Here is a 23,152-nt window from a genome sequence, read left to right as displayed (position 1 = left end):
AAAGCGTTATCTTAAGCGCCGTTCCCCATTTACCGCTACTGTCCGCTTCTTTCATCTTCTAATAGGCCAAAGACAAACGAGTCACGCCAGCCATCATTCAGCCACAGATGATCCCGCAAGCGCCCTTCCTGCTGCATCCCGACCTTCTTTAATACTTTAGCAGAAGCAATGTTACGAGAATCGCATGTAGCCCATATGCGGTGGAGTTTAAGCCGGTTAAATCCATCGTCTATCAGGCATGTAGCTGCCTCTGTTGCTACGCCTTGTCCCCAATAATCAGGATGGACAATGTAGCCAATCGCGCCGCTGTGGTTAGCAACGTCGATAACTAGCTCGGCGGCCCCGACCACGCGCTCCTTATTTTTTTGAGCAATCGCAAATACAAACCTCGCCCGAGGACATTTGCGAGCATCTACAATCGCTTGTTTAACGTAGTTTTGTGAATCTTTTTCGTTATTAGGGCCCCATGTCTGGTACCGGCAGACTTGTTCAAGCGAGGCATACGCATGGACGTCATGCCAATCATCGATCTTAAACTCACGCAAAAAGACATTCTTTCCTTCCATAGCTGCCTCCCCTTAACGATGAATCGACTGTCAATATCGCTTTCCGAATTATATGCCAACTAACCGTCTACTGGCTTATACCACTTCTTGAACCGTTCCAGTTCATTTACGGTGCAACGGACATTAGGGAAGTTGCTCATTTTTTTTATCAAACGGACACTGTCGACGTTATAAACGATCAATTGCACACCTTCACGACTGCACTGCTCCGCGAATTTTCTGCTGAAATGGCGGATGTGAATAGCCAGAGAGGAAGCATTGATTGTCTTCATATATGGAAACAATGCTTTTGTTGGTTTCGTTTGAATAAGGCCAAGCTCAAGCGCTGGAGAAAGTTCCCGCATCCTTTCAATGGACGCATGGTTAAATGAATTGATATAAACATCCTGCTCCAAGTTATAGTCTTTAATCAATTGGTATACAGCTTGCTCAATGCCATTGTCGCCGTTTTTGTCTTTCTTTAGCTCAATCGCCATTTTGCAGCGGCCCGCAAAAGCAGCAAACACGTCTTTTAATGTAGGTAGTCGTTCTTTTTCATATACCGTTAACTCTTTTAACGCAGCAAGGGAGTAATCTTTTACGTACCCCTTGCCGTTCGTCACCCGGTCAACTTTTGGATCGTGGATAATAAGCGGTACGCCATCTTTCGTAAGCCTCACGTCCATTTCAATCCAATAAAATCCTAAACGGATTGCCGCTTCAAACGCAGACAGCGTGTTTTCTGGGTATTTGCACGAATAGCCGCGATGGGCAATTGCTTGAATCATTCGGTCACCACCTCGCCCGTTCTCTTACATTAAATGGAGACAATCGATTTTTCAAGGAAAAATTAGTAACTTAAAATCATAAACTTAAAATAAACCCTTCACAAATAAGAATTATTTCGATATAATCAAGTTTGCTTTTATAAATCGTAAACATTACGCTTAGAAAAGGAGAGACTGATGAGAAAATATTTGATGATAGCCAGCGCGTCCGTGCTTGCGTTAGGCGCTTGCCAGCCGGCAAACGAAAGCCAGTCTGGTCCTTCTGAAGAAGATACAATCACTGTGTACACAACGATTTTTCCTTATGAAGATTGGACGAAAAAAATTGGTGGCGAATTTGTGGAGGTTGAAAACATCGTTCCTGTAGGCGCCGACGCCCATACATATGAGCCAACGCCACAAACGATGATCGACGTCGCTGAAGCCGATGCTTTCATTTACAACGGGGCAAGTCTAGAACCATTTGCCGATAAAATTACTTCTGCCGTTGAAGGTCATGATGTCGTCACATTAGAAGCTTCCGCTGCGACAGATTTAATCGCTCGTTCACACGACCACGATCATGGACATGATCACGGGGATGAACATGATGATGACGACCATAATCATGAAGCTGAAGACGAGCATGATCATCACGACCATGACGGGGAAGATGGACATGGACATGACCACCATGACAATGAAGGAGAAGCAGGGGATATCGCTGCAGCCACCATTGACGGGCTTGCCGACCATTACCACTCTGGCGACACAGTTGAATTAACAGCACAATCCCCTGAAAACAGTGACCATTGGCATTGGTATACACTTGCGGCTGATGAAGATGGGGCTGATCCAGATGCTTGGGAAGTCGTACCTGATAACCATTCCGATGTTTACACTGGAACAGCGGAAGAAAACGGCCTCCAAATCGTCGCTAAACAATTTGACGAAGACCACAACGTCATTGCCGAAAGCGAGCCGGTAACGATTCAGATTGACGACCATGAGGAGGGCGGCTCACACGATGGCCATCATCATCATGGAGACCAAGACCCCCACGTCTGGCTTGACCCAATTCGTTCAATTGAAATGGCAGAAGCGATTAAAGACATGCTCGTTGAGCTAAAGCCTGAACAAGAAGCCTATTTTAATGATAACTTTGAAACATTGAAGGCACAGTTTGAAGAGCTTGATACACAAATGCAGGAAATGGTTGACAATGCTTCAGTCGACACATTCATTGTTTCTCATGCTGGTTACGGTTATTGGGAAGAACGTTATGGCATTAAACAAATCGGGATTGCTGGCATTTCCCCGACAGATGAACCATCGCAAAACCAACTTGTTGAAACGGTAGAAACAGCAAAAGAACTTGGTTTACATTACGTAGTGTTTGAGCCCAATATTACTCCTTCCGTTGCTAAAGTCGTTCAAGACCATCTTAGCGCAGAAGCACTGACGATTCATCCCCTTGAAGCCCTTACACAAGAGGATGAACAAGCAGGCGCGGATTATTTCTCGATTATGGAGAACAATATTGAGACATTGCGTACTGCCCTTAACAATTAAAGGCTGTAACCTGAATTAGCTTATTGCAGTAAACACCAAAAGCGCCTGGATTTTTCCGGCGCTTCAGACTGTAGACAAACGCTCGCATACTTCGTCGTTTGTCTCGGTCATATGCTCATGAACCCACGTTCTATTCGCATCTTCCCTCGCCTGCACTCCTCGTCTGACAAGCGTTTTCTATCAGTCTGAGGGCGGTTATCGACTTTGTCGACAACCAAAAGCGCCTGGATTTTTCCGGCGCTTTTTTTCGTGTTATTGGTTTGAATGGTTTTTCCCCTGGTGGTGCACCATATCAAGGACAATCATTAAGGCAATCCCTATTGTCTCATGGCGCTGATCATGAATGGTTAGATGATATGTATCTCCCCAGCTCAGCCATTGTTTCTCGACGTTCATAATTTCCTTGCCATCCCCGACCACCCGATAATGATGGTCCAGCAAACTACCCTCTATCGTCCAATTAAGGGGGGTAATTTCATATTTGGCACGAAAGAAAGTAAGTTTCTTTGTTACGTGGCATAGTTCCTTTTCTTCATTCGAAATCGTGTAATGAGGCAAAAACGAAAACAATTTCTCTTTAATTTGCAAGACTGGCTTCCCATCTACGGTTGTGATCGCTAATTGGTTTGCAAAGGAAAACAATTTGCCGTCCACTTTGTATATCGGTTCCTCATTCCCGTCAAAAACCGTGAACTGATCTTTAAATGAGAAAATACGTTGTTTTACATAATAATCCATTATTCACTCGCCACTCCCTTTCCCCTATCCATAGCATAACATAATTGAAAAAGGGTTTCGTTGTCCATTTGGCATAGGTGAATATCGATAGTTACCGGGGTAAGCCGCTAACAACGGGATAAGCGACAAACATTCGAACACTTGCCTCTAGACGCTGTGTTTGCGATAATAAAACCAGTTTTAATACTTTTAAAAAGGATCCTATGCCATGAATATATTGGTGACGCTTAACGCTCATTACTTAAAACCTTTACAAGTAATGCTGACATCGCTATTTATGAATAATGCAAACGAAGACTTTACCATTTACTTAGTCCATTCGTCCATTCCAAAAAAACAGCTTCAACAGCTGGAGCATTTTGTGCACCAACAAGGGCATACATTGATCATTGTAGAAACGAACAAGACGCTATTTGCCAGCGCGCCCGTCGTCAAACATTATTCATCTGAAATGTATTACCGTTTGTTGGCCTATCGATTTCTTCCAACGGAGCTTGACCGCATTTTATACTTAGATCCCGATATTTTGGTGCTAAACCCGATTCGCGATCTGTATGACACCAATGTTGATTCCTATTTGTATGCAGCTGCACAGCATAGTTTTATTAACATCCAAGAAATCAACAAGTTTAGACTGAATGCTTATGAAATGGAAGCATACTACAATTCAGGTGTCCTCCTTATGAACTTAGCCAAGCAACGGGAAACCATGGACATAAACGACATTTTTGCCTACGTTGAAAAATACAGGAATCGTCTTGTCCTTCCTGACCAAGATGTATTAAACGCCCTGTATTCTCCTCAAATTAAAAATGTCGATGAACGTCTTTATAATTACGATGCTCGTTATTACCGCTACTACAAACTAAAAAGCGGTGGCCGTTTTGACATTGACGCCGTACTGCGGCAAACAGTCATCCTCCACTTTTGCGGAAAAAAGAAACCATGGCATAAAAATTACAATGGCAAGTTTCATTCCCTTTATAAACATTACGAAAAACAGGCATTCCTAATAACTCACTAGGCTTTTGAACGTGGCCAATGGTTTTCTTTCCCTATGATCGTAAACAACGCTCTCCTCCCTTTAATTTTAGACGAGAGCGTTGTTTGCTTTAAGCTTCATCGTTATTCTTACTGGCTTCTTCGTTCCATTAGATTAATTCCTAGTCCCATTGCGATAATTCCAATCAACACCATAACCAACAATGACATGCCCACATCCTGCAAACCAGCATTATAAAAGATGACAGCCATAATGGCGTCCATCGCATGTGTCAGCGGAAATAAATCGGCAATAAACAGCAGCACAGGGTTTGTAATCGTCCCAGGCATCATATATGCCCCACTAATTAGCGGCATAATGGGGATAAGCGAAGGGTAAATCGCCAAAAATTGCTCCGGCGTTTTTACAAAACCGGTAATAAGCATCGCCACGCTTATCATGCTAAAAGTAAAAAATGCTGCGATTAAAACGACAAGCCATAGTTGGTCTCCTACCTCATAATTTAAACCATACTTAAACACGATCAGCACGACGCAAATCTGAAACATGGTTATTAAAAAACTATATAAAAGATAACTACTGTACATGCTGGTTTTGCTTATCGGCGACAGAATCATTCGATTCCATACGCCAGAAATTTTATCGTACATCACATTGTTCACTTTAAAACCGGCAATAAACATTGAGACTAGAAAAGTAAAAGCAAACAATAGCTGCGTCGTCATGTTATACTCAATCGTTTCCTCGCGGTCAATGCCTTGTACTTCTACCTGAAAAGGGGCATCCTTCAAATACCGCTCAAACTCCTCGCGGCTACTTCCGTCCTGAGCCGAAATCGCCCTACCGTATGCCTCCCGTTGAAAGACTTTATCAACATGCTGTTGAACAATAGCGACGCTAGGTAATTCGCCAGCGGCAATGAGTTTATAATCTGCTTCCATTAGCTTTACGGCCACATCGAGTTGACCAGCTCGTATGTCCTCCCGGGCTTGCTCAGGATCAACGATGATAAACTGGAATGCATCATCCCCATTCAATAATTGTTCCCATTTTTTCTCAATACTTGAGGCATTCTCCTCCTCACTAAAAATAGCGACTGTTGTCGGCGAATGAACACCGCCAGTAAATAAGAGTGTAGCGAGGATGCTGCCAGCCATTAATAATAATAGCAAAAGCGGGTTTCGCTTATCTTTCATAAATTGCGCCCATAATACTGGTTTCACTACGCTTCCCCCCTTTTAGGATAAAAGGCTAAACCAGCAATACTACATAAAGCAAAGAATGAGATCAACAAGACGCTTGGGCCAACTAGCGACGTTACTTGTTCGAACCGGACCCATTCTGTAAACATGACTAATGCAACACCATTTGGTGTCCATTCACCAATTTGTTGCAACCAATCAGGCAAGATGTAAATTGGAACAAAGTTGCCTCCCACGACACCAAACAGTATAATGACGAGCATAAATAGGCCATTTGCAGCCTCCACCTTCTTCATTCTCAGTAAAATGGTGGTGAATATAGCAGCTAAGCCGGCAATTGCTAAAGAGACCGAGGTAACGATTCCTAAGAGTCCTAACCAAAAATTCGCCGTTCGCTCAGGGAATACATCAAGAATGAAATGGGCCAACGTAAAGACAAGCATGATTTGCAGCCAAGCCAAGCAAAAAGTTGAAACCGTTTTTCCAACTAGAAACAGCAATCGATTTTGATGCGCGATAAGGATGCGATTAAATACTTGTTGCCTTATTTCCTGCCCTGTTTTTGTAGCGACGGTCATAGCGGTAAATAAAGCAAACAATATGGCCATCGTAATCGTGAAATATTGCGTTAATGAAAAGTTCTCCGCTGCTTCCTCCTGTTCAAAGCCTCCTTCTGGAAGCTTCACCTCTATTTCAGTAGCGCCGGAGAGGTTTTCCATAGCAAAGTGGTAATTTAAATGATCCATAAAGCCGTGAATGATATTGTATAATGCACTAGTGTCACCTGTTTCTTTATCCCTCTTAAACGTCAGCGTTGTAGTCGGAGATTTTCCAGTTACCGCGGCATACAAACTATCAGCAGTAAAGCCGTCCGGTATAAGAAGAAAGCCATCTATCTCCTCCTCACCTACTTTTTTGACTGCCTCTGACTCCTCTATTTCGTAAACAGTCACCCACTCTTTTAATTCGTCGCTTTCGAAATAGTCGAGTAGTATCTCCACTGGGCGCACTTCATTTGTTCGTTGCACTAGTTCTTGTGCTTCTTGTTCTGAGAATGAAGCATCATGAAGCAATTTTTCCTTTAATTGTGCTGATGCTTCTGTTTCATCGTCCTGATTGACGATCGCTACATGTAAATCGATCGCTTCCTCATCATTTCCAAGCAACCCAGAAAAAGCAAAATTGAGCACAACTACTAATAGAATCGGCAGCACCAGCACAGTAATAAGCTCTTTCCGATCACGCCAAAATGTGAGCAAGTCTTTTTTTATATAACTTCGCATAGTGGCCCCCCTTAATCCCGTAGCCTACGTCCAGTTAAGTGAAGAAACACATCCTCCAAACTTGGCGTTTCCGTATGAAAATTAATAATTTGAATACGATGCTGTTCAGCAAGATGTACGAGCTCACTGATTAAATTGCTTCCTTTTTTTGCAATCATCTTCAACTCCACATGAGAGCCCTCTACTTCGCGAATACCATTCAGCGCTTTTACTTGTTCAACAAAACCGGGGTCACCTTTACTAAGCTCCACTTTGATTGTGTCCTCTGTTGATAAGATGCTAAGCAGCTCAGCCTTTGTACCTGAAGCAATGATTTCACCATGATCCATAATGTATAACCGATCACAAAGTTGCTCCACTTCCTCCATATAATGGCTGGTGTACAAAACCGTTGTTCCCCTCTTTTCATTTAGCATGCGCACCGTTTCCAAAATATGATTTCTCGATTGGGGGTCAATGCCGACAGTAGGCTCATCTAGTATGAGGATTTGTGGTTGATGCAACAAGGCTGCCGCAATATTCATTCTTCGTTTCATCCCACCAGAAAACGTTCTCACCAATTCTTTGCGGCGATCGGCTAATCCAACAATTTCTAACGCTTGTTGGATTCTTCCTTCTATGTCTTTGTTTCTGATTTTATAGATGGAACCAAAAAATTTAAGATTTTCATATGCTGACAACTCTTCGTATAATGCTAATTCCTGTGGCACAATTCCTAATACCTTTCTCATCTCGCCTGGTTTATTTACAACATTCATTCCCTTTAGCCTAATTTCACCGGCTGTAGGCTTAATTAATGTGGAGATCATTGAAATGGTAGTCGATTTCCCTGCCCCATTTGGGCCTATTAAACCAACCGATTCGCCATGATCCAAATACAAGCTAACATTTTGTACTACTTTCTTCCCTTTAAATGATTTGCTTACCTGTATCGTTTCAAGCATAGAGAAGCCTCCCTTTTTTACTTTCTTTCATGTAGCTTAAAACAAAAAAACCGAAGTCCCTACTGACTCCGGTCACTCGTTCAAATGACTGTTGTTACTTTCGTCACTTTTTCTCCACTCACACAAGCTGATGGCGAATCGCATAAATGGCCAGTTGGGTCCGGTCCCTTAATGCCAACTTGTCAAAAATCTGGCTCGTTTGATTTTTAACTGTGCCAACTGACAAGCCTAATCGCTCTGCTATCTCTTTGTTATTTAGCCCTTCTCCTATACAAGTTAAAATCGCCCGTTCCCTAGGCGTTAGGCTAGGATCAACAGATGGCACCTCTTGATTTTGCAGAAGAGTAGGCACTACTTTAGCAGCTACCTGATCCTCAAGGGAAAGACCTCCATTTAAAGTACTTTTAATCGAACGAATCAATGATTCCGTGTCGCCGTTTTTCAGCATATAACCATTAACGCCTAATTTTAAGGACTCAACCACGTACTGATGATCATCAAACGTTGTCAGCATCAATATTTTCATTTTCGGATAACGCAAGCGCATCACCTTGGCCGCTTCAATTCCATCCATTTCAGGCATGCGAATATCTAAAATTGCCACATCGAAAACTTGCGTTTCACATAAACGAAGCGCTTTTCTCCCATGGTCAGCCTCTCCAGTTACTTTGATCTCTTCATCGGTTTCGATCATTGCTTTTAACCCTTGCCGCACCATGACTTGGTCTTCTGCTAGCAGCACCTTAATCATTCTATCCTCTCCGATCAGCTAATCGTATACTTCCTCTGACGACAAATTGTGAACCATCATGAATAACTTCCATAGAACCATTCACTTTTTCTAATCGGTCTCTCATCGCTTTTAAGCCATAGCCCTCTTGGAAATAGGGATTCGGAGTCGCCTCATTCGTCACTTCAAAGCGAAATATACTTCCACCAGGTGATTCAAACAGTACTCTAACCTCCCTTGTAGAGCTATGTTTCATTATATTCGTAAGCGCTTCTTGTACAGCACGGTAGATCGCAAAGGATTGCTCACCTGACAACGATGCAGCAAAGGCACCGTGCTTAACAGAGAAATGAATTTTCATAAAACTTTCCATTTCCAGTTGCCGAATTAGACGGATCACACCCTGTAACCCACCTACATCTTTTTGTTTAAAGGATTTCACAGCCTTCCTAGTTTCCTCTAAGCTTTGTTCGGCTAGTTTTTTAAGGTCCGCGATTTTTGGTTTATCCTTTTCAGCGGCAGTTAGTCGGAAGGCTTCAAATTGCATAAGCAGTGCTGTCAGTTTATGACCGACAGAATCATGGATCTCGTGGCCAATCAACATCCGCTCGCCCTGCCTCGCCTGCTCCTCCTCTGTCACAAGTCGCCTTTTCATTTTCCTGTATTCTTCAAGTAAAGCGCCATGCTTTTGTATTAATTCTGTTTGCCGATTATGGATCGATTGATAATACAACAAAGACATGAGTAGCAAAAGATAAAATAAGCCTATCCAAGCCAGTTCTGAAATCGAAAGACGAACTTCAGCTACGATCAATAGCATAAAGCTTAATTGAACACCAATGACAATCAAACTTTTTAACCGTGGTAAGTAAAAAACAGCCTCAGCGAGGACTAACGCCTGAACGAATAATAAAAAGGGATAAAACCCAGTTTCGATCGGATAAAAGATAACAGTAGTCGCCAAAATTTGGATAAGGAACAACGTCATTTGCATCATTGGTTTTCCTGCAAACAGTGGGAGCAAAAACAGCAAGAGAAAAAATAAACAAAGACTCGCAAGTTGAATTTCGTTTAAATGAGTGGTCCTGCTTGCTATTGCAACCATCCATACAAGGAAATGGATCCCAATCCAAATAAAATACGTTTTATTCATCCTACAAACTCCTTCCAGGGTGCCCGCGATCCAATTAGGCCAACCAACCAGAAAAATGTGCGAACCAATTACTTATATAAACGAAACCACTTCGCCTTAAAATAGCGCTTATTGCTATCAGCATTCACCTGGTCCATTCCAAATCCTTTCGACTTTTATTAGTTTTTTGCCCTGAAACACGAGCTCATAAATATCAGGCATCCCAAGGCTTTTCCAAAAAAGAAAATCATAGCTTCGGTCAAAGAAATTCATTATTAAAACCATGATATTGCCGTGAGTGGCTACGACAATGTTTTTCCCTTCATATTCTTCCAACACGTTTAGCAGTGCTTGAACGCCCCGCTTTTGAGCGGACACGTTCGATTCTCCCCCTTCCCAAAAGAACGTAGGGTCTTCCCAAACTTTTGCAATCGCTGCTTGAAAGTCCTCCATCGGCTTTTCAGACAAACGCCGCTCTTTAAAGCCCTCTTTTATAATCACTTTTTTCCCAATTTCAGCAGCCACACATTCCACAGTTTGAATCGCACGCTTATATGGACTTGAGAGGACAGCGTCGATTTTTTTGTTTGCAAAAAGCCTTCTCACGTTCTCGCTAGCGACAATCCCTTTTTCTGATAATGGCCTTCCAAGCTCGTCTGCTGTGTACGTTGAATGGGCGTGACGGACTAAATACACGTTCGTTTGCAAATGAGCGCCTCCCTTTATGTAGCTCGCACTCCCTTGACTTGAGGCAAACGTAATCAATCGTCAGCAATCACTCTCCTAAAATCTTACGTAAAAACAGCTCACGATTTTCTAAAAAATGCCGTGTCAATTGGTAGTGTTCCGTTTGCTCATAGTCAACCTCTTTGATCGCATCCTGATCAAAACTAAAAATCGTTCCATGTGGATAGCCTAATAAAATAGGAGAGTGAGTCGCAATAATGAATTGGCTTTCCCCTGCCGAAACCAAATCATGTAAAATCGCTAGAAACGAAAGTTGCCGCTGTGGCGACAGAGCCGCCTCAGGCTCATCTAGTAGATAAATTCCTTTTTTATTGAATCGATTCGTAAAAAGTGACAAAAATGCTTCGCCGTGTGACTGATGATGCAAGGAACGACCCCCGTATGCATCGAATATACCGATTGCATCAATATGGGAAGCAAACTGATAGAAAGACTCAGCCCTAAGAAAAAAACCATTTGAAACTTTTGGCAACCATGAAAGGCGAATATACTCGCCAAGCGCGGATTCTGACGCTTCTACTTCATAATAATTATTCCGTCCGCCCCCCGCCGTATTAAAGTCACATTTATCGGCAATTGCTTCTAGCAATGTTGATTTTCCTGAGCCGTTTTCGCCGACAAAAAAAGTGACATTGCTCTTCAAATCAAGCCTATGAAAATGTTTCATAACGGGAATAGAAAAAGGATACGATTGAAAAGAAGAAATTTTTTCCCGCTGCAATTCAATCCGTTTTAAAAACATGTATACCCACCTACCATTCATAATCGTACTTTCCTACCCATTCACCTATTTTTTAGCCAGCGCTTGTTAGAATGTAGAACGACCCTTGCTTCTTTTTACATTGTACAAAAAAGCCTGTCGACTGTCCTAACAAAACCGAAATGCAGTCGGCCAAGTCGTGCCTGGACGCATCGCTTGCCGTAAAGGTGCACTCCTTTATGTTAAAAGGAGCAATTAAAAAGAAGTATAAAAATCATAAATATGTTATCCTATTGTCTCACTAACCTAAAAGGAGTTTCGGATGATGAGCAACCTTACAGCTAAACGTTTTATTGATGAGTTGCAACTCCATCAGAATGAAGCGGACAAAGAAAAAATGAAAAAATTCTTTAAGGGCTCAGACCAAAACACGACGTGCTTTGGGTTAAATATGCGTACCGTGTTCCAAATTGCCAAGCAATTTACGGACATGCCCCTAACAGAAATAGAACAGCTCTTAGAAAATAATTATTATGAAGTAAGAATGGGCGCCGTCAGCATTATGGATTTCCAGGCCAAGAAAAAGAAGCTCACAGATGAACATAGACAGGCCTTGTACGACCTTTACATTCATAGGCATGACCGTATCAACAATTGGGATTTTGTCGACCGTGCCGCTCCTTCTGTAGTCGGAACCTATCTGCTGGATAAACCCAAAGATAAGCTGTACGAAATGGCGCATTCCCCGAATATTTGGGAGCGGAGAACGGCGATTGTAAGTACGTTAAGCTTTATTAAAAACGGCCGTTTGGAAGATACATTTGCTATTGCTGAAATACTTGTCAACGATAAAGAAGAGTTAATCAACAAAGCGGTTGGCAGTTTTATTCGTGAAGCCGGTAAAAGGGACGAGGAAAAATTAAAATCATTCTTGAATAAACATGCCCGTACAATGCCTCGGGTTACGCTTAGATATGCGATTGAGAAGTTTGATAAAAGCACACGGGACTACTATTTACGTTTAAAAAAGAACGAATGAAGAAGCAGGTCATCTAAGAAAGCAGCAGCCTGTACAGTCCGAACTTTTCTCATTATGCGCTTGAATACAATCCGTAGTCTGCGCTATACTATAGAAAATAACGACATTAGGCCAATGAAGAGAATCCAACTCGGAGGCGTTTTCGTCAAGGGGAAGCCGTTCCCCCTAAGTTAACCGGACCCGCCCGTTACCGCGGAACTAAGTGGATTGGACAGTTATGCTGTTCGGTCAATTTGGGTGGCACCGCGAGAAAAGCGCTCCTCGTCCCAATCGGACGAGAGCGCTTTTTTGTATTCTCATTAAAAAGGAGTGCGTTGCCATGTTGGACATCAAATGGATTAGGCAAAACCAAGCGGAAGTGCAAACGATCGCGGACCAAAAGGGAATCCCCATCTCCATCCCTCAATTAGTTAAATACGATGACAGACGGCGAGCCCTACTCCACGAGTTGGAGCAGCTGCGGCAAGATCGGAATCGGCTCAGCCAAGAAATCAGCGTGTTTATGCGGAGCAATGAGCCTGAGAAAGTTGACCACCACAAAAAACGTGTGAAAGAAATCAATCAACGTTTACACACTATTGAAGAGGAGTATAAAGAAGTCGAGAACCACTATAAACAGCTCATGCTTTATGTACCTAATGTCGTGTCACCAGATACGCCGGTAGGCGGCTCCGATGATGACAATGTAGAGATAAAACGGGTCGGCAAACCGACAACGTTTGCTTTTGAACCAAAAGATCATGTAGCGCTTGGAAAGCTCCATCAGATGATCGATATCCCCCGCGGCGTTAAGACTGCCGGCAGCCGCAATTACTACTTGACGGGTATGGGAGCGATCTTGCACCGGGCAGTGCAGCAGTTGGCCATTGACGTGTTGGTCCAAAAAGGCTTCAAGCTGCTTGAAGTGCCGCTCATGGTCCGGACAGAGGCCTTGCTGAATACCGCACACTTCCCGCTTAGCCAAGACCAAACATTTAAAATGGCAGAGGAGGACAGATGGCTGGTGGGAACGTCTGAAGTGCCCCTTGTGTCGTATTACGACCATGAAATGGTAGACGTCGCAGAGCCGATCAGACTTGCTGCCGTCTCTACCTGCTTCCGCAACGAAGTGGGATCAGCAGGAAAAGACGTCCATGGCTTGTACCGGTTGCATCAGTTTGCAAAAGTCGAGCAAGTGATTTTGTGTGAAGCTAATTTGGATACATCGGAACAGCTTTTTCAAGAGATCACGGCCAATGCGGAGGAGATCCTGTCGCTCCTTGAGCTTCCTTATCGCATCGTGGCCGTATGCACCGGCGACATGTCCCAAAAAACCTACAAACAATGGGACATCGAGACCTGGATGCCAAGCCGGCAAGCGTACGGAGAGACTCATTCGGCCTCCAATTTGCTGGATTTTCAAGCCCGCCGCTCAAACATTCGCTACCGGGATGGAGACGGTAAGACGCAATTTTGCTACACCTTGAATAACACGGCCATCGCTTCGCCCCGTATATTGATCCCACTGCTGGAGAATCATCAGGAGGAAGATGGTTCCATTCGGATTCCCCAGGCTTTGCAAAAATACTTAGACGGGTTGGAACGCCTGGAGCCCTGATAGGAAGTATCCGCCGGTAGAACCGGCGGTTTTCATTTCGCCTTATAAGGGCCTTTTACGATAAGCGCGTTTACTAAAGTTATTACCAGGAAGTTCAGTAAAACGATTTTAACTCCCGACTTCTGCTGAACTTATATACGGCAATTAGAAAGAGCATCAATGCGAAGGCCAGCAAAATAACAAGATTCAACATGATGTCACTCAGCATACTGTCCTCCTGCCGTAGACCAATCGTTTCAAGCAGCCAATATTGCGACAAAAATTTTGCGATACTTTGAATGTAAGTCGGTATGATACTCTACCGGGAACATGCACCCGGCCAAAAGACTGGTAGGAATAATGATTAAGGTCTGCCAGGCGCTGGCCTTCATCGAATTGTCCGCAAGTGCAACGATCATGAGAGACAAGCTGACCGCTACTAGAGCAAAAAACATTAAAACGATAAACAGCAGCCAAGCCGATATCCCCGGGCTCATATGAAAAAAGACAATCATAACGAGCAATGTTCCTCCAATTTGGAGCATCATGACAGGCATGTTTACAACCATATTGGATGCTGTATACATAGTGCCCGTTACAGGCGTGCACAACAGCCGCCGATATGTTCGGTTTCCTTTTTCTTGATCATTATTCCGGATAAATTGAACGCGGAAAACATCATCAAAATAAGCAGATAACCAATTGACGTTGATCTTATTTGAACAGCAGACAACTGAAAATCACTTTCGTTATATTGTTCGTATAACGCCCTGAAATCCTCCTCGCCTTATGCTACGTCCCCGACAGTGGAAGCCCTCTCTTCCATCCCGATGATACCCATTCCTTTAATTACTTGCCTTTCACCATTGCCGTGATCGGAGATCATATATTTAATCATCGTATTCAACACCTGAATATGGACTGTCACAACGCTGGTCTGTGCATATTTCATCGTATTTGTTAACGATTCCATCATGTTTTCCTCGAAGATCTTCCAGTGCACCGGGGCAATCATATCGAGATTGCCTTCATGCGTCAAGAAAATTCGAATCAGTTGCGTTGCGGAAAATTGCTCGGTAAGCCGTTTCATGCGGCGCAATCCAAGCTGTTCCATGAGCGGTTTTATATTTCTGAGCACGAGACGAATGCGTTCCACCTACCACCCAATGAACAAAGACAGGATTTTTAAGTAATCAAATAAGAAGTAGTACAACTATGTATATCTTTCTTATTCAAAATATTGAAATGTGAATTGTTCCAGTTCAATTTTGACGCAAAAGCTCTGCTAAACTTGAAATTTCCTCAATAATAAGCTCTGGCTCATGATGATGCACATAATGTCCCGCATTGTCTAAAATAATTTGTTTATGGTTTGTAGACCATTCTGCCAATTCTTCCTGAGACTCCGACCACCCCTCGATCACTTGCTGACTGCTTCCCGCTGTGAACCAAATTAATGGTAGATCGCCAAGATGACCGCCATCGACCACTTTTTTGGCATTTGACTGCAGATGCAGCATTTCGTCAATGACTGTGTCATTTGAAAAATTTTTTAATAGCGTCGCTAGCTGCATCTCTTTAAGTGACTCAGGAATATCTTGCCCATATCCCTCTTCTGGCTCTAGTAAGGCTTCTACAACAGATGGAACGTGGGACAAAACACGCAGAGTTCCACTAGTTTTCAACAATTGCATAAACTTCTGCGTTGCTTTGGAAGGTGTATGATAGGTCTTATAAAATATCGGATTGCCTGCATCAAGCAAAACAATACCTGCGACTTCATCTGGATACGTTTGTGCAAAGCGAATAGCCTCAAGAGATGCAATTGAGTGGGCTACGAACAGATAAGGCCCCTTCTCTCCACTTTCACGCAGGGAGGTGGACAATTCTCCCGTAATAGTATCAATATCCCTTAAAACCGATGTTTGATCACTCCAGCCATAACCAAATCGATCATAAACGACCACTCTGGCTTGTTTGGAGAGCTTCTCATGCAGTGGATAGAAATCTACATATGGATTTTCTGTGCCATGCCCCGAAGCCAGGACAATTGTAATATCTCCTTCACCTTGTGTGTATACATGCATCTGTTGCCCATCAAGATCAACCATTTTGCCTACTGGCGGATTTTGGATCGCATCGGCCTTCAAGCTCTGATGTTGGTAGATGAAACCCGCGCTTCCTAATACAACTACCAATATCATAATGAGCACGAGTTGGAACCATCGTTTCTCCATCCATTTTTTCTTTTCTTCTAAAATGATAATCATCCCTACTTTCATTTAATATCCGTTCATTCGTATGAATGAAATTCTTGCAATAAAAGTTTCGTCATGCTATTATCATTTTATAAAATAGTAATAACATGTCAAGCTGTTATTTATAAATACGAGAGGTTACCTATGAAAAAAGCCGATTTACTACTTCATCCCGTACGCATGCGAATAATTCAGCAGTTGCTTATGGAAGAATCTCAGACGATTTTACAATTGGCTGAAGCACTTGGAGACGTGCCGCAAGCGACCCTGTACCGCCATATGAAGCTGATGTTGGAAGCTCAATTAATTGAAGTCGTCCAGATTAACAAGATACACGGTCAAGAAGAACGCGTCTATGCAGCTGTAAAAGAAAACTTGTCCATTTCGGGAAGCGAAGCATACTCCGCTTCTCAAGAGGAGCATATGCGATACTTCTCCATCTTCCATGCCAATCTTCTGCAACAAGCAACCACTTATCTGAGTAAAACATCGGCGGAGCACTATGAGACGGATGGCTTCGGCTACTGGAATGCGCCGCTCCATATGTCGGATGAAGAATTCGCGTCATTTGTTTCTGGTATTAATGAACTGCTGGAGCAGGTTGCGGCAAACAAGCCAACACCTGAGAGAAAAACGCGTCTATTTGCTTCTATGATGATTCCCCTACTTCAAAACCAACAAGTAAAGGAGAGTAACGATGAATATTGAATTTCAGTTTGACCCTACTAAAGTTGTCTTGACGTTTTCAGGGCTAGCAGCCATTACAGGTTTTAAGCGACAATTGACGATTCCTTATAGTGCGATTAAATCTGTGCAGGCTGGGTCTTTCCATGAACGCGTTACGGCATTACCAACTGGAGGTGTCTCACTACCCTTTTACCGAACAGGACGCTTTTTTCATAACGGAAAGCGGACATTTATGGCTTACTCGAAACGACATTCGACTATAATCCTCGAATTGGATCCCTCGTCTTTGTACGAGCGTATTGTTGTGGAAACACATCAACCTGAGCAAATCAAGCAGCAGTTGATGGATCGTTGTTCGCATTTATTTTAAAGAGTAATTCGAGATTTCAGCAACACAATAGAAATATGGAATTCTTAGTTTGCTATACGATTATTCCACCAATCGAAAGGCGTTTTGAAAACATGAGTACTCTTACCGCTGAACGCTTTATACATGAATTACAGCAGCACCAAAATGAAGCAGGTAACAAAAATTAAAAAATGTTTAAAGACTCAGATGAAAACACAAAGTGCCTAGGTCTCAACATGCGCACAGTCTTCCAAATTGCCAAGCAATTTACGGAAATGCCTTAACGGAAGTCGAACGACTTCTGAAGAGCGATTATTATGAAGTGAGAATGGGCGCCGTCAGTGTCATGGATTTTCAGGCTAAGAAAAAGAAACTAATGAATCAATAAAGCTGTCGCAGTTTTTATTCGCGAAGCCGTCAAAAAAGACGAAGATAAGCTGAAGTCTTTCCTGGATAAGCGCGCCCGCACCATGCCACGAACGACTCTAAGATACGCAATCGAGAAGTACAAAAGACTACAAATTGTGGACGTCACTAAGCCATCCGACTAGCTGCCATCTCAACCTGCTTCCCGCAATGAGGTAGGATCGTCAGGAAAAGACGTTCATGGCTTGTACCGGTTACACCAGTTCTCCAAGGTGGAGCAAGTCATTTTGTGTGAAGCCAGTTTGGAGACGTCGGAACAGCTATTGCAAGAGATCACGGCCAATGCTGAGGAGATCCTATCGCTGCTAGAGCTTCCTTATCGCGTCATGGCCGTATTCACCGGCGACATGTCTCAGAAAACCTACAAACAATAGGATATTGAGACCTGGATGCCAAGCTGCCAAGTGTACAGTGAGACTCACTCCGCCTCCAATCTGCTGGATTTTTGCCGTTCAAACATCAGATACCGGAATGCCGATGGCAAGACGCAATTTTGCTACACCCTGAACAATACCGCCATCACTTCGCCCCGTATATTGATCCCGCTGCTGGAGAATCACCAGCAGGAAGACGGCTCCACCCTAATTCCGCAAGCGTTGCAGAGATATATGCATGGCTGGAATGAATGAAAGCCAGCCCCTCTGTGGACAGAGGGGCTGCAGGTTTTATGATCCGGACACATCGAGCAAGGGAGTCTGTCCGCTTGAGACTAATCCCTGCTATTTTTCCAGGCCGTATAAGCGATTGTAAAAACGGCGGCAACCAGAAACACTAACCACCCAGGATGCCAAGCATTCCAAATAAAACCGATTGCCAGAAAAATAACAGTCGCCAAGGGCCAAATTACCGCATGAATCCAGCCATGTTTGCTCAATTGCTCATATTTCTCATATTCCTTTACATATTCTTCATTGTTAGTAACCAATCGTTCGCATTCCATTGCCGACCCTGCAATAATGAACAAGTACACTGCAAATGCCCATGTCAGCGGCATTAGGGCTAAGAGGGGATCTCTGTCTGTATGATCTGTGTCGTTAGTCAAAAAAGGGATCCCAAAACTTAATATAATGATTACAATTCCGGTAACGATTAATATTCCATACCTTTTACGGTTGGCCAAGCTTTTCTGTCTAAAATCTTGAATAAACGAATCATCAAAAACTAATGGTTGTGTTTCAAGTTCCTTGTACGCTTTTACGCTTAAGCCTTGCCACACTAAGATGGCCACTCCAACAGCAACAACCATCATAAACAACACATAGCCAAAAGCTTCTTGAAAAAACATAGGCAATACGATCGAGGCGATAAGAACAGCCACTCCAGCTGCGATTTTTTTTGCACCCTGCTTCTTATTTAAAAGATAGGCTTCCACAACTTCCTGACTGGCATAGTAGCCTTCCTCAGTCGTCCCTTGTTCCCCAAGGGGCTGATCTTCCTCTTTTAATAAGTAATCGAGTGAAACCTGGAATAACCTGCTCATCTTCACGAGCTTTTCTGTTTCCGGATAACCTTGACCGTTCTCCCATTTACTTACCGCTTGTCTGGAGACTTGAAGCTTCTCGGCAAATTCTTCTTGGGACCATCCTTTTTGCGCTCTCAATTTTTTTAATTTTCGATAAAATTCCATTCTCTTCACCTCAACCTTATCGTAAACAAGTCGCTCCTTTACGGCCACCTACTTATGGTTGCAAAGGTGTCAGTTTGGGGTTGCAATTGCCGTTATTTTGCGTAGCATCGCGGTTTATCCCCTTGCATTCGATGTTTTACCGGAACGATACCGTACAAATGGTCACCCCGGTTCTGCCATTTTATCTTAATCGTCATAAACACCTACTAACGATCGAATTCCCATATTTTTACACCAGCAAAAATGACCTTCAGTTTATTTTTAACACCGAACGATTTGGAAGGCAACTATTCGATTAACCGTCCTTTTAACCTTCTTCCTGGACTAAAGCCTAATCAATTTGCTTTTCGAAAAGCTCATTCTCCATAATAATGTCGAACGCGTCAGGAATTTTCCCGTTCGGCACATGCCAGCTGTGGGCCCGCTCGACCGTATAGCTTGGCAAACATTCCATCTGAAGCACGAAACTCTGCTGAAAATCCAATCTCTTCCACCCGCCCAGCCTCAAAAGCGACGGCTTGATCCGCTGCCGCAAGCGTGACTGGTCTGTGAGCAATGACGATTACTGTTCTGCAACGGTCGCGTGCCCGGCTTCGTTAAGCTCCTCGCTCGAAGCGTCTTAGCGCGCAAGCCAAACGTTCTCTTCAATCGAGGAGTCGAACAGATATACCTCTTAGACACGATCACGATATCGTTCAACAAGACACCAGGATCAAACCGCCGAATGTACAGTACACATCCGGTTATCAGCATCGAAAAACCGCGTAATTAGCCGTATGACGGTCGTCTTGATCCGAAAGGTCCGATTAGCGCTGTCGTACTGGAACCGGCGTGCGCTCAAAGTCAAGACATTTTGGGAACAGAGCGTAACCTCTTCCATGTTTTTTACTTGCTTGCCTTCTATCGTCTTTTCGTTTTATAATTAATGAGTAAAATTTCACTCATAAAAAATGAGGAGGCAACTACAGCTATGCCCCGTACCAAAAAACAATTCGAAAAAATGCGTAGCGCAACTCGTGATAAAATTCAATCTGCCGCCATGCACCTGTTTGTTCATCAAGGTTATGGCTCAACGAATGTGCAGCAAATTGCCGATGTAGCGGGTATCAGCATTGGCTTGTTATACCGACATTATAAAAACAAAGAAGTCCTTTTCCATGAGTTAGTGGATTTCGCCATGGCCGGGCTGCAAGCAGTAGTTGATTCATTCCGCACGGGGGATTCACCTAAAAAACAACTTGAGCAATTTGTAAAAGAAATATATAGCGATTTGTCCACAAGTGACGACCTTGCCAACTTGATGGTTCTGATGACACAGTCCTTCTTCTCAGGAGGTGCCAGCCAGAAACATCATGAAATCGTGGGACTGAATCAACAAATGCTGGAGGCGACAGCTGATTTAATCAAAAGAGGACAGGAAAAAAATGAATTTAAGGAAGGACCACCGGATGAAATGGCGATGCACTTTTTTTCAACTATACAGGGACTGGCCATTATGAAAATGACATTAAAAGAACGATTTATAATGCCTTCTGTACAAATCATTATTGCTGGACTTTCTAAGGAAGGAGAAAAATAGCATGAACATTCGCCCGCCATTCGAAGTAGTTAGAGCAGATCAAATGCCCCATGATGCAAGAAATCAAATGGCCCATATATTTGCCGATGGATTCAGCCAATGGCTCGATTATTTCTCCAATGACAAAAAAGTAATTGCCAACGCTTTTGCTCATATGTTCAAAATGGATCAGTTTTATGTAGCTGTATCTGGGCAGGAAATTGCAGCTATGGCCGCATGTACTGACTGCCATACCTTATCGTTACAGTTGGACAGAAAACAGCTAAGGAAATTCCTGGGCCTTTATAAAGGAGTGTTAGCAGGGATCATTTTAAAACGGGCGTTTGAAAAACCTTTTGAACATCCTCCGTCTAACACCGGATCGATTGAATTTGTTGGCACCGCTCTTAAATTCAGAAGCCAGGGGGCAGCTTCTCACCTTCTCCATACCATTATGGAAATGACACCGTTTGAGCAATACATGATAGAGGAAGTAGCCGATACCAACTTGCCTGCCATGAAATTGTATCGCAAGCTGGGCTTTGAAGAATACAAACGAAAACAGCTTTCCACCTCTGCAGCTAAAAAAAGCGGTATTCAACATATGGTTTCTTTAAGACATGTGAAAAATAAGCAAACCACTTAGGATGATTACAGTTTATTGATAATGTATTTTATCAGCTGTTTATTTGCAGTGATACGAACCATTTCACGACGAGTTATGCATCATACGGGGCTGAACGGCACGTGCAATCCACTGTGCTCCCCTCCCCTATCTATCCTCGAAAAACTGAACCTTACGGACTTGGAAAAGGCGTGCAATCGTGAGTTAAAAAAGAGAAAAACTCGACTTAATTTTTTTGGTTAGCGACTCCCCATTCACATAATTCCTCCAAAACAGGTAATAATGTCTCTGCTTTTTCAGTGAGACTGTACTCGACTTTAGGAGGGATTTGCGGATACTCTTTCCGTTTCACCATACCATCAGCTTCCAATTCTTTCAGTTGTGAACTTAATGTTTTATAAGTAATTGTTCCTATTTGTCTTTTCAATTCATTAAAGCGAACCGTTTCGTTTTCTGCCAGAAGGTAAATAATAACCATTTTCCATTTGCCGCCAATAACAGACAATGTATAACCAAAAGGCGTATCTTGAATATGTTTCACTTTGCCTTTGTATTCAGCCATACTCATAAATTTACACTATCCTTTCGGGTAGTACCTATCAAAATAGTGCGTACTACTTTTTTATTTGTGCCCAGTTTATACTAACCTTACTTTGAAGTAAAGGAGAGAAAAACGATGACACAAAAAACAGTACGCCTATTAATGCCCCAATGGCAAGGGGGAAACAATCCTAACTACTTTTTTGGAGCCGAACTGCTTGCTTGGCTTGCCCCAAACAATGATCAACCTCTTATTCGTGTGCCTGTTCATGCTTATGATGGAACCCCTCTTGTAAACGAGAATGGTACGTATGGGAGAAAACAATTACTTGAACAATTAGTAGCTGCTCAACATATTATTGATGCTCATAAGCCAGATCGCATCGTTATGTTTGGTGGTGACTGCTTAGTCGAACAAGCGCCATTTGCTTATTTAAACGAACGATACGGCGGGGATTTAGGCTTAATTTGGATTGATGCTCATAGTGATTTGGGTAGAATTGTCGGGTATGACTACGGGCATACATTACCGCTTGGAAATCTTTTGGGAGAAGGAGATGAAGAGTTCGCAAAACATGTAAAAATCCCTCTAAAGCCTGAAAATGTTTTTATAGCGGGTTTAGATACTCCTACAGAACAAGATTTAGAAATCGTCCAAAGACTAGAAATTAAAACAGCTGGGTCAAATGAATTACTGAATAGTACTGAACCTTTAAAAGAGTGGATTAAATCAAGCAATATAAAGCACCTTGCTATTCATATTGATTTAGATGTCCTTGACCCAAAAGCATTCCGATCTTTATTATTCGCTAACCCTGAATCGCCTTATGATTTCTCCGCTGCAGGAACGATGGAGATACCGCAATTACAGAGTCTGATTAAAGAACTATCTAAAGAAACAAATGTCGTTGGATTAGGGATAACGGAGCATATGCCGTGGGATGCTATTAATTTAAAGAACTTACTTCGGGAAATCCCACTATTAAATGAGTAAGTTTTACTATTTTACGCTTTGATGTGACTGTATAAAAAGAGTCCCTTCCAAAACGATGAACGCTCATGTCACTGGTAGTCCACTCTCGCCACTGATGACATGAGCGTTTA

Annotated in this window: 25 protein-coding genes and 2 pseudogenes; 11 read left to right on the top strand and 16 right to left on the bottom strand. The window is 42.9% G+C overall.

The genetic code is table 11. The features are described 5' to 3' along the window. Positions 1-35: 35 nt before the first annotated feature. Complete coding sequence (locus N6H06_RS06770; protein ID WP_263705928.1) at positions 36-566, bottom strand: GNAT family N-acetyltransferase; 531 nt, start codon at positions 564-566, stop codon at positions 36-38. 59 nt (positions 567-625) lie between these two features. Then, positions 626-1,333, bottom strand: coding sequence for a glycerophosphodiester phosphodiesterase (locus tag N6H06_RS06765; protein WP_263705927.1), 708 nt, complete (start codon positions 1,331-1,333; stop codon positions 626-628). 177 nt (positions 1,334-1,510) lie between these two features. On the opposite strand from N6H06_RS06765, the gene N6H06_RS06760 reads away from it, so the two are divergent. Next, positions 1,511-2,884: a metal ABC transporter solute-binding protein, Zn/Mn family gene (locus tag N6H06_RS06760; RefSeq protein WP_263705926.1), complete on the top strand. Its 1,374-nt coding sequence runs from the start codon at positions 1,511-1,513 to the stop codon at positions 2,882-2,884. Between the two features lie 252 nt (positions 2,885-3,136). On the opposite strand, the gene N6H06_RS06755 is transcribed toward N6H06_RS06760, so the two are convergent. Next, positions 3,137-3,622, bottom strand: a complete 486-nt coding sequence (locus tag N6H06_RS06755; protein ID WP_062747743.1) for an LURP-one-related/scramblase family protein — start codon at positions 3,620-3,622, stop codon at positions 3,137-3,139. A 208-nt stretch (positions 3,623-3,830) separates the two neighbouring features. Between N6H06_RS06755 and N6H06_RS06750 the strand changes: the two genes are divergently transcribed. After that, complete coding sequence (locus N6H06_RS06750) at positions 3,831-4,646, top strand: glycosyltransferase family 8 protein (RefSeq protein WP_263705925.1); 816 nt, start codon at positions 3,831-3,833, stop codon at positions 4,644-4,646. 107 nt (positions 4,647-4,753) lie between these two features. On the opposite strand, the gene N6H06_RS06745 is transcribed toward N6H06_RS06750, so the two are convergent. The 7 genes from N6H06_RS06745 to N6H06_RS06715 form a co-directional block, all read right to left on the bottom strand. Next, positions 4,754-5,848, bottom strand: a complete 1,095-nt coding sequence (locus N6H06_RS06745; protein WP_062747747.1) for an ABC transporter permease — start codon at positions 5,846-5,848, stop codon at positions 4,754-4,756. Continuing rightward, on the bottom strand, positions 5,848-7,110 hold the full coding sequence (locus tag N6H06_RS06740; RefSeq protein WP_263705924.1) for an ABC transporter permease: 1,263 nt from the start codon (positions 7,108-7,110) through the stop codon (positions 5,848-5,850). Before N6H06_RS06740 ends, N6H06_RS06745 begins: the two co-directional genes overlap by 1 nt. Before the next feature lie 11 nt (positions 7,111-7,121). Next, on the bottom strand, positions 7,122-8,054 hold the full coding sequence (locus N6H06_RS06735; protein ID WP_212953119.1) for an ABC transporter ATP-binding protein: 933 nt from the start codon (positions 8,052-8,054) through the stop codon (positions 7,122-7,124). 118 nt (positions 8,055-8,172) lie between these two features. After that, positions 8,173-8,805: a response regulator gene (locus N6H06_RS06730; protein ID WP_212953116.1), complete on the bottom strand. Its 633-nt coding sequence runs from the start codon at positions 8,803-8,805 to the stop codon at positions 8,173-8,175. Between the two features lies 1 nt (position 8,806). After that, positions 8,807-9,937, bottom strand: a complete 1,131-nt coding sequence (locus N6H06_RS06725; RefSeq protein WP_062747755.1) for a sensor histidine kinase — start codon at positions 9,935-9,937, stop codon at positions 8,807-8,809. Between the two features lie 117 nt (positions 9,938-10,054). After that, the gene (locus N6H06_RS06720; protein ID WP_263705923.1) at positions 10,055-10,624 is read right to left on the bottom strand and encodes a histidine phosphatase family protein; all 570 of its coding nucleotides are present in this window, start codon (positions 10,622-10,624) and stop codon (positions 10,055-10,057) included. 67 nt (positions 10,625-10,691) lie between these two features. Beyond that, complete coding sequence (locus N6H06_RS06715) at positions 10,692-11,405, bottom strand: AAA family ATPase (RefSeq protein WP_263705922.1); 714 nt, start codon at positions 11,403-11,405, stop codon at positions 10,692-10,694. A gap of 283 nt (positions 11,406-11,688) precedes the next feature. Between N6H06_RS06715 and N6H06_RS06710 the strand changes: the two genes are divergently transcribed. Continuing rightward, positions 11,689-12,402, top strand: a complete 714-nt coding sequence (locus N6H06_RS06710) for a DNA alkylation repair protein (RefSeq protein ID WP_062747759.1) — start codon at positions 11,689-11,691, stop codon at positions 12,400-12,402. A 319-nt stretch (positions 12,403-12,721) separates the two neighbouring features. Continuing rightward, on the top strand, positions 12,722-13,999 hold the full coding sequence (gene serS, locus N6H06_RS06705; RefSeq protein ID WP_062747760.1) for a serine--tRNA ligase: 1,278 nt from the start codon (positions 12,722-12,724) through the stop codon (positions 13,997-13,999). Positions 14,000-14,235: 236 nt separating this feature from the next. Here the strand turns inward: serS and N6H06_RS06700 are convergent, their stop codons facing one another. From N6H06_RS06700 to N6H06_RS06690, 3 genes are all read right to left on the bottom strand, one after another. Next, a complete protein-coding gene (locus N6H06_RS06700) occupies positions 14,236-14,637 on the bottom strand; it encodes an ABC transporter permease (RefSeq protein ID WP_263706336.1) in 402 nt (133 codons plus the stop codon). A gap of 128 nt (positions 14,638-14,765) precedes the next feature. Further along, positions 14,766-15,134 carry a sensor histidine kinase gene (locus tag N6H06_RS06695; protein WP_263705921.1) on the bottom strand — a complete coding sequence of 123 codons (369 nt, stop codon included), beginning with the start codon at positions 15,132-15,134 and terminating at the stop codon, positions 14,766-14,768. A 106-nt stretch (positions 15,135-15,240) separates the two neighbouring features. Next, positions 15,241-16,260: an alpha/beta fold hydrolase gene (locus tag N6H06_RS06690; RefSeq protein WP_263705920.1), complete on the bottom strand. Its 1,020-nt coding sequence runs from the start codon at positions 16,258-16,260 to the stop codon at positions 15,241-15,243. Positions 16,261-16,380: 120 nt separating this feature from the next. Here N6H06_RS06690 and N6H06_RS06685 point away from each other — a divergent pair, with 120 nt between their 5' ends. From N6H06_RS06685 to N6H06_RS06670, 4 genes and pseudogenes are all read left to right on the top strand, one after another. Continuing rightward, entirely contained in the window at positions 16,381-16,944 is a 564-nt protein-coding gene (locus N6H06_RS06685; RefSeq protein ID WP_062747766.1) for a helix-turn-helix domain-containing protein, read from the top strand. Beyond that, positions 16,934-17,293 carry a PH domain-containing protein gene (locus N6H06_RS06680; RefSeq protein WP_062747768.1) on the top strand — a complete coding sequence of 120 codons (360 nt, stop codon included), beginning with the start codon at positions 16,934-16,936 and terminating at the stop codon, positions 17,291-17,293. The genes N6H06_RS06685 and N6H06_RS06680 overlap by 11 nt, the downstream gene beginning before the upstream one ends. Positions 17,294-17,652: 359 nt before the next feature. Continuing rightward, positions 17,653-17,766: pseudogene (locus tag N6H06_RS06675) on the top strand (DNA alkylation repair protein); the annotation flags it as partial. Positions 17,767-17,787: 21 nt separating this feature from the next. After that, a pseudogene (locus N6H06_RS06670) lies at positions 17,788-18,327 on the top strand (aminoacyl--tRNA ligase-related protein); the annotation flags it as partial. An 80-nt stretch (positions 18,328-18,407) separates the two neighbouring features. On the opposite strand, the gene N6H06_RS06665 reads toward N6H06_RS06670, so the two are convergent. Together N6H06_RS06665 and N6H06_RS06660 are read right to left on the bottom strand one after the other, a co-directional pair. Beyond that, complete coding sequence (locus N6H06_RS06665) at positions 18,408-19,325, bottom strand: helix-turn-helix domain-containing protein (RefSeq protein ID WP_062747773.1); 918 nt, start codon at positions 19,323-19,325, stop codon at positions 18,408-18,410. Positions 19,326-19,656: 331 nt separating this feature from the next. After that, positions 19,657-19,809, bottom strand: coding sequence for a hypothetical protein (locus N6H06_RS06660; protein WP_263705919.1), 153 nt, complete (start codon positions 19,807-19,809; stop codon positions 19,657-19,659). Positions 19,810-20,250: 441 nt separating this feature from the next. Here N6H06_RS06660 and N6H06_RS06655 point away from each other — a divergent pair, with 441 nt between their 5' ends. Both N6H06_RS06655 and N6H06_RS06650 read left to right on the top strand, forming a co-directional pair. Beyond that, entirely contained in the window at positions 20,251-20,904 is a 654-nt protein-coding gene (locus tag N6H06_RS06655; RefSeq protein ID WP_263705918.1) for a TetR/AcrR family transcriptional regulator, read from the top strand. Position 20,905: 1 nt separating this feature from the next. Beyond that, on the top strand, positions 20,906-21,529 hold the full coding sequence (locus N6H06_RS06650; RefSeq protein ID WP_062747777.1) for a GNAT family N-acetyltransferase: 624 nt from the start codon (positions 20,906-20,908) through the stop codon (positions 21,527-21,529). A gap of 205 nt (positions 21,530-21,734) precedes the next feature. On the opposite strand, the gene N6H06_RS06645 is transcribed toward N6H06_RS06650, so the two are convergent. Beyond that, positions 21,735-22,076 carry a winged helix-turn-helix transcriptional regulator gene (locus N6H06_RS06645; protein WP_011246271.1) on the bottom strand — a complete coding sequence of 114 codons (342 nt, stop codon included), beginning with the start codon at positions 22,074-22,076 and terminating at the stop codon, positions 21,735-21,737. A 108-nt stretch (positions 22,077-22,184) separates the two neighbouring features. On the opposite strand from N6H06_RS06645, the gene N6H06_RS06640 reads away from it, so the two are divergent. Beyond that, entirely contained in the window at positions 22,185-23,042 is an 858-nt protein-coding gene (locus N6H06_RS06640) for an arginase family protein (protein ID WP_263705917.1), read from the top strand. The last annotated feature ends 110 nt before the right edge of the window (positions 23,043-23,152 follow it).

Source organism: Shouchella tritolerans (assembly GCF_025770735.1).
GTDB classification, from domain to species: domain Bacteria; phylum Bacillota; class Bacilli; order Bacillales; family Bacillaceae_D; genus Shouchella; species Shouchella tritolerans.
The sequence above is the reverse complement of the archived record's forward strand: the minus strand, read 5'-3'. Positions and strand labels throughout refer to the sequence as shown.

What these genes read in the sequence shown, in the direction of transcription:
- N6H06_RS06640 (WP_263705917.1), top strand. Translation starts at nt 22,185, where the DNA reads ATGACACAAAAAACAGTACGCCTATTAATGCCCCAATGGCAAGGGGGA.
- N6H06_RS06650 (WP_062747777.1), top strand. Translation starts at nt 20,906, where the DNA reads ATGAACATTCGCCCGCCATTCGAAGTAGTTAGAGCAGATCAAATGCCC.
- N6H06_RS06665 (WP_062747773.1), bottom strand. Translation starts at nt 19,325, where the DNA reads ATGGAATTTTATCGAAAATTAAAAAAATTGAGAGCGCAAAAAGGATGG.
- N6H06_RS06690 (WP_263705920.1), bottom strand. Translation starts at nt 16,260, where the DNA reads ATGAAAGTAGGGATGATTATCATTTTAGAAGAAAAGAAAAAATGGATG.
- N6H06_RS06730 (WP_212953116.1), bottom strand. Translation starts at nt 8,805, where the DNA reads ATGATTAAGGTGCTGCTAGCAGAAGACCAAGTCATGGTGCGGCAAGGG.
- N6H06_RS06710 (WP_062747759.1), top strand. Translation starts at nt 11,689, where the DNA reads ATGAGCAACCTTACAGCTAAACGTTTTATTGATGAGTTGCAACTCCAT.
- N6H06_RS06735 (WP_212953119.1), bottom strand. Translation starts at nt 8,054, where the DNA reads ATGCTTGAAACGATACAGGTAAGCAAATCATTTAAAGGGAAGAAAGTA.
- N6H06_RS06770 (WP_263705928.1), bottom strand. Translation starts at nt 566, where the DNA reads ATGGAAGGAAAGAATGTCTTTTTGCGTGAGTTTAAGATCGATGATTGG.
- N6H06_RS06725 (WP_062747755.1), bottom strand. Translation starts at nt 9,937, where the DNA reads ATGAATAAAACGTATTTTATTTGGATTGGGATCCATTTCCTTGTATGG.
- N6H06_RS06715 (WP_263705922.1), bottom strand. Translation starts at nt 11,405, where the DNA reads ATGTTTTTAAAACGGATTGAATTGCAGCGGGAAAAAATTTCTTCTTTT.
- N6H06_RS06680 (WP_062747768.1), top strand. Translation starts at nt 16,934, where the DNA reads ATGAATATTGAATTTCAGTTTGACCCTACTAAAGTTGTCTTGACGTTT.
- N6H06_RS06760 (WP_263705926.1), top strand. Translation starts at nt 1,511, where the DNA reads ATGAGAAAATATTTGATGATAGCCAGCGCGTCCGTGCTTGCGTTAGGC.
- N6H06_RS06685 (WP_062747766.1), top strand. Translation starts at nt 16,381, where the DNA reads ATGAAAAAAGCCGATTTACTACTTCATCCCGTACGCATGCGAATAATT.
- N6H06_RS06655 (WP_263705918.1), top strand. Translation starts at nt 20,251, where the DNA reads ATGAGTAAAATTTCACTCATAAAAAATGAGGAGGCAACTACAGCTATG.
- N6H06_RS06755 (WP_062747743.1), bottom strand. Translation starts at nt 3,622, where the DNA reads ATGGATTATTATGTAAAACAACGTATTTTCTCATTTAAAGATCAGTTC.
- N6H06_RS06750 (WP_263705925.1), top strand. Translation starts at nt 3,831, where the DNA reads ATGAATATATTGGTGACGCTTAACGCTCATTACTTAAAACCTTTACAA.
- N6H06_RS06765 (WP_263705927.1), bottom strand. Translation starts at nt 1,333, where the DNA reads ATGATTCAAGCAATTGCCCATCGCGGCTATTCGTGCAAATACCCAGAA.
- N6H06_RS06740 (WP_263705924.1), bottom strand. Translation starts at nt 7,110, where the DNA reads ATGCGAAGTTATATAAAAAAAGACTTGCTCACATTTTGGCGTGATCGG.
- N6H06_RS06645 (WP_011246271.1), bottom strand. Translation starts at nt 22,076, where the DNA reads ATGAGTATGGCTGAATACAAAGGCAAAGTGAAACATATTCAAGATACG.
- serS (WP_062747760.1), top strand. Translation starts at nt 12,722, where the DNA reads ATGTTGGACATCAAATGGATTAGGCAAAACCAAGCGGAAGTGCAAACG.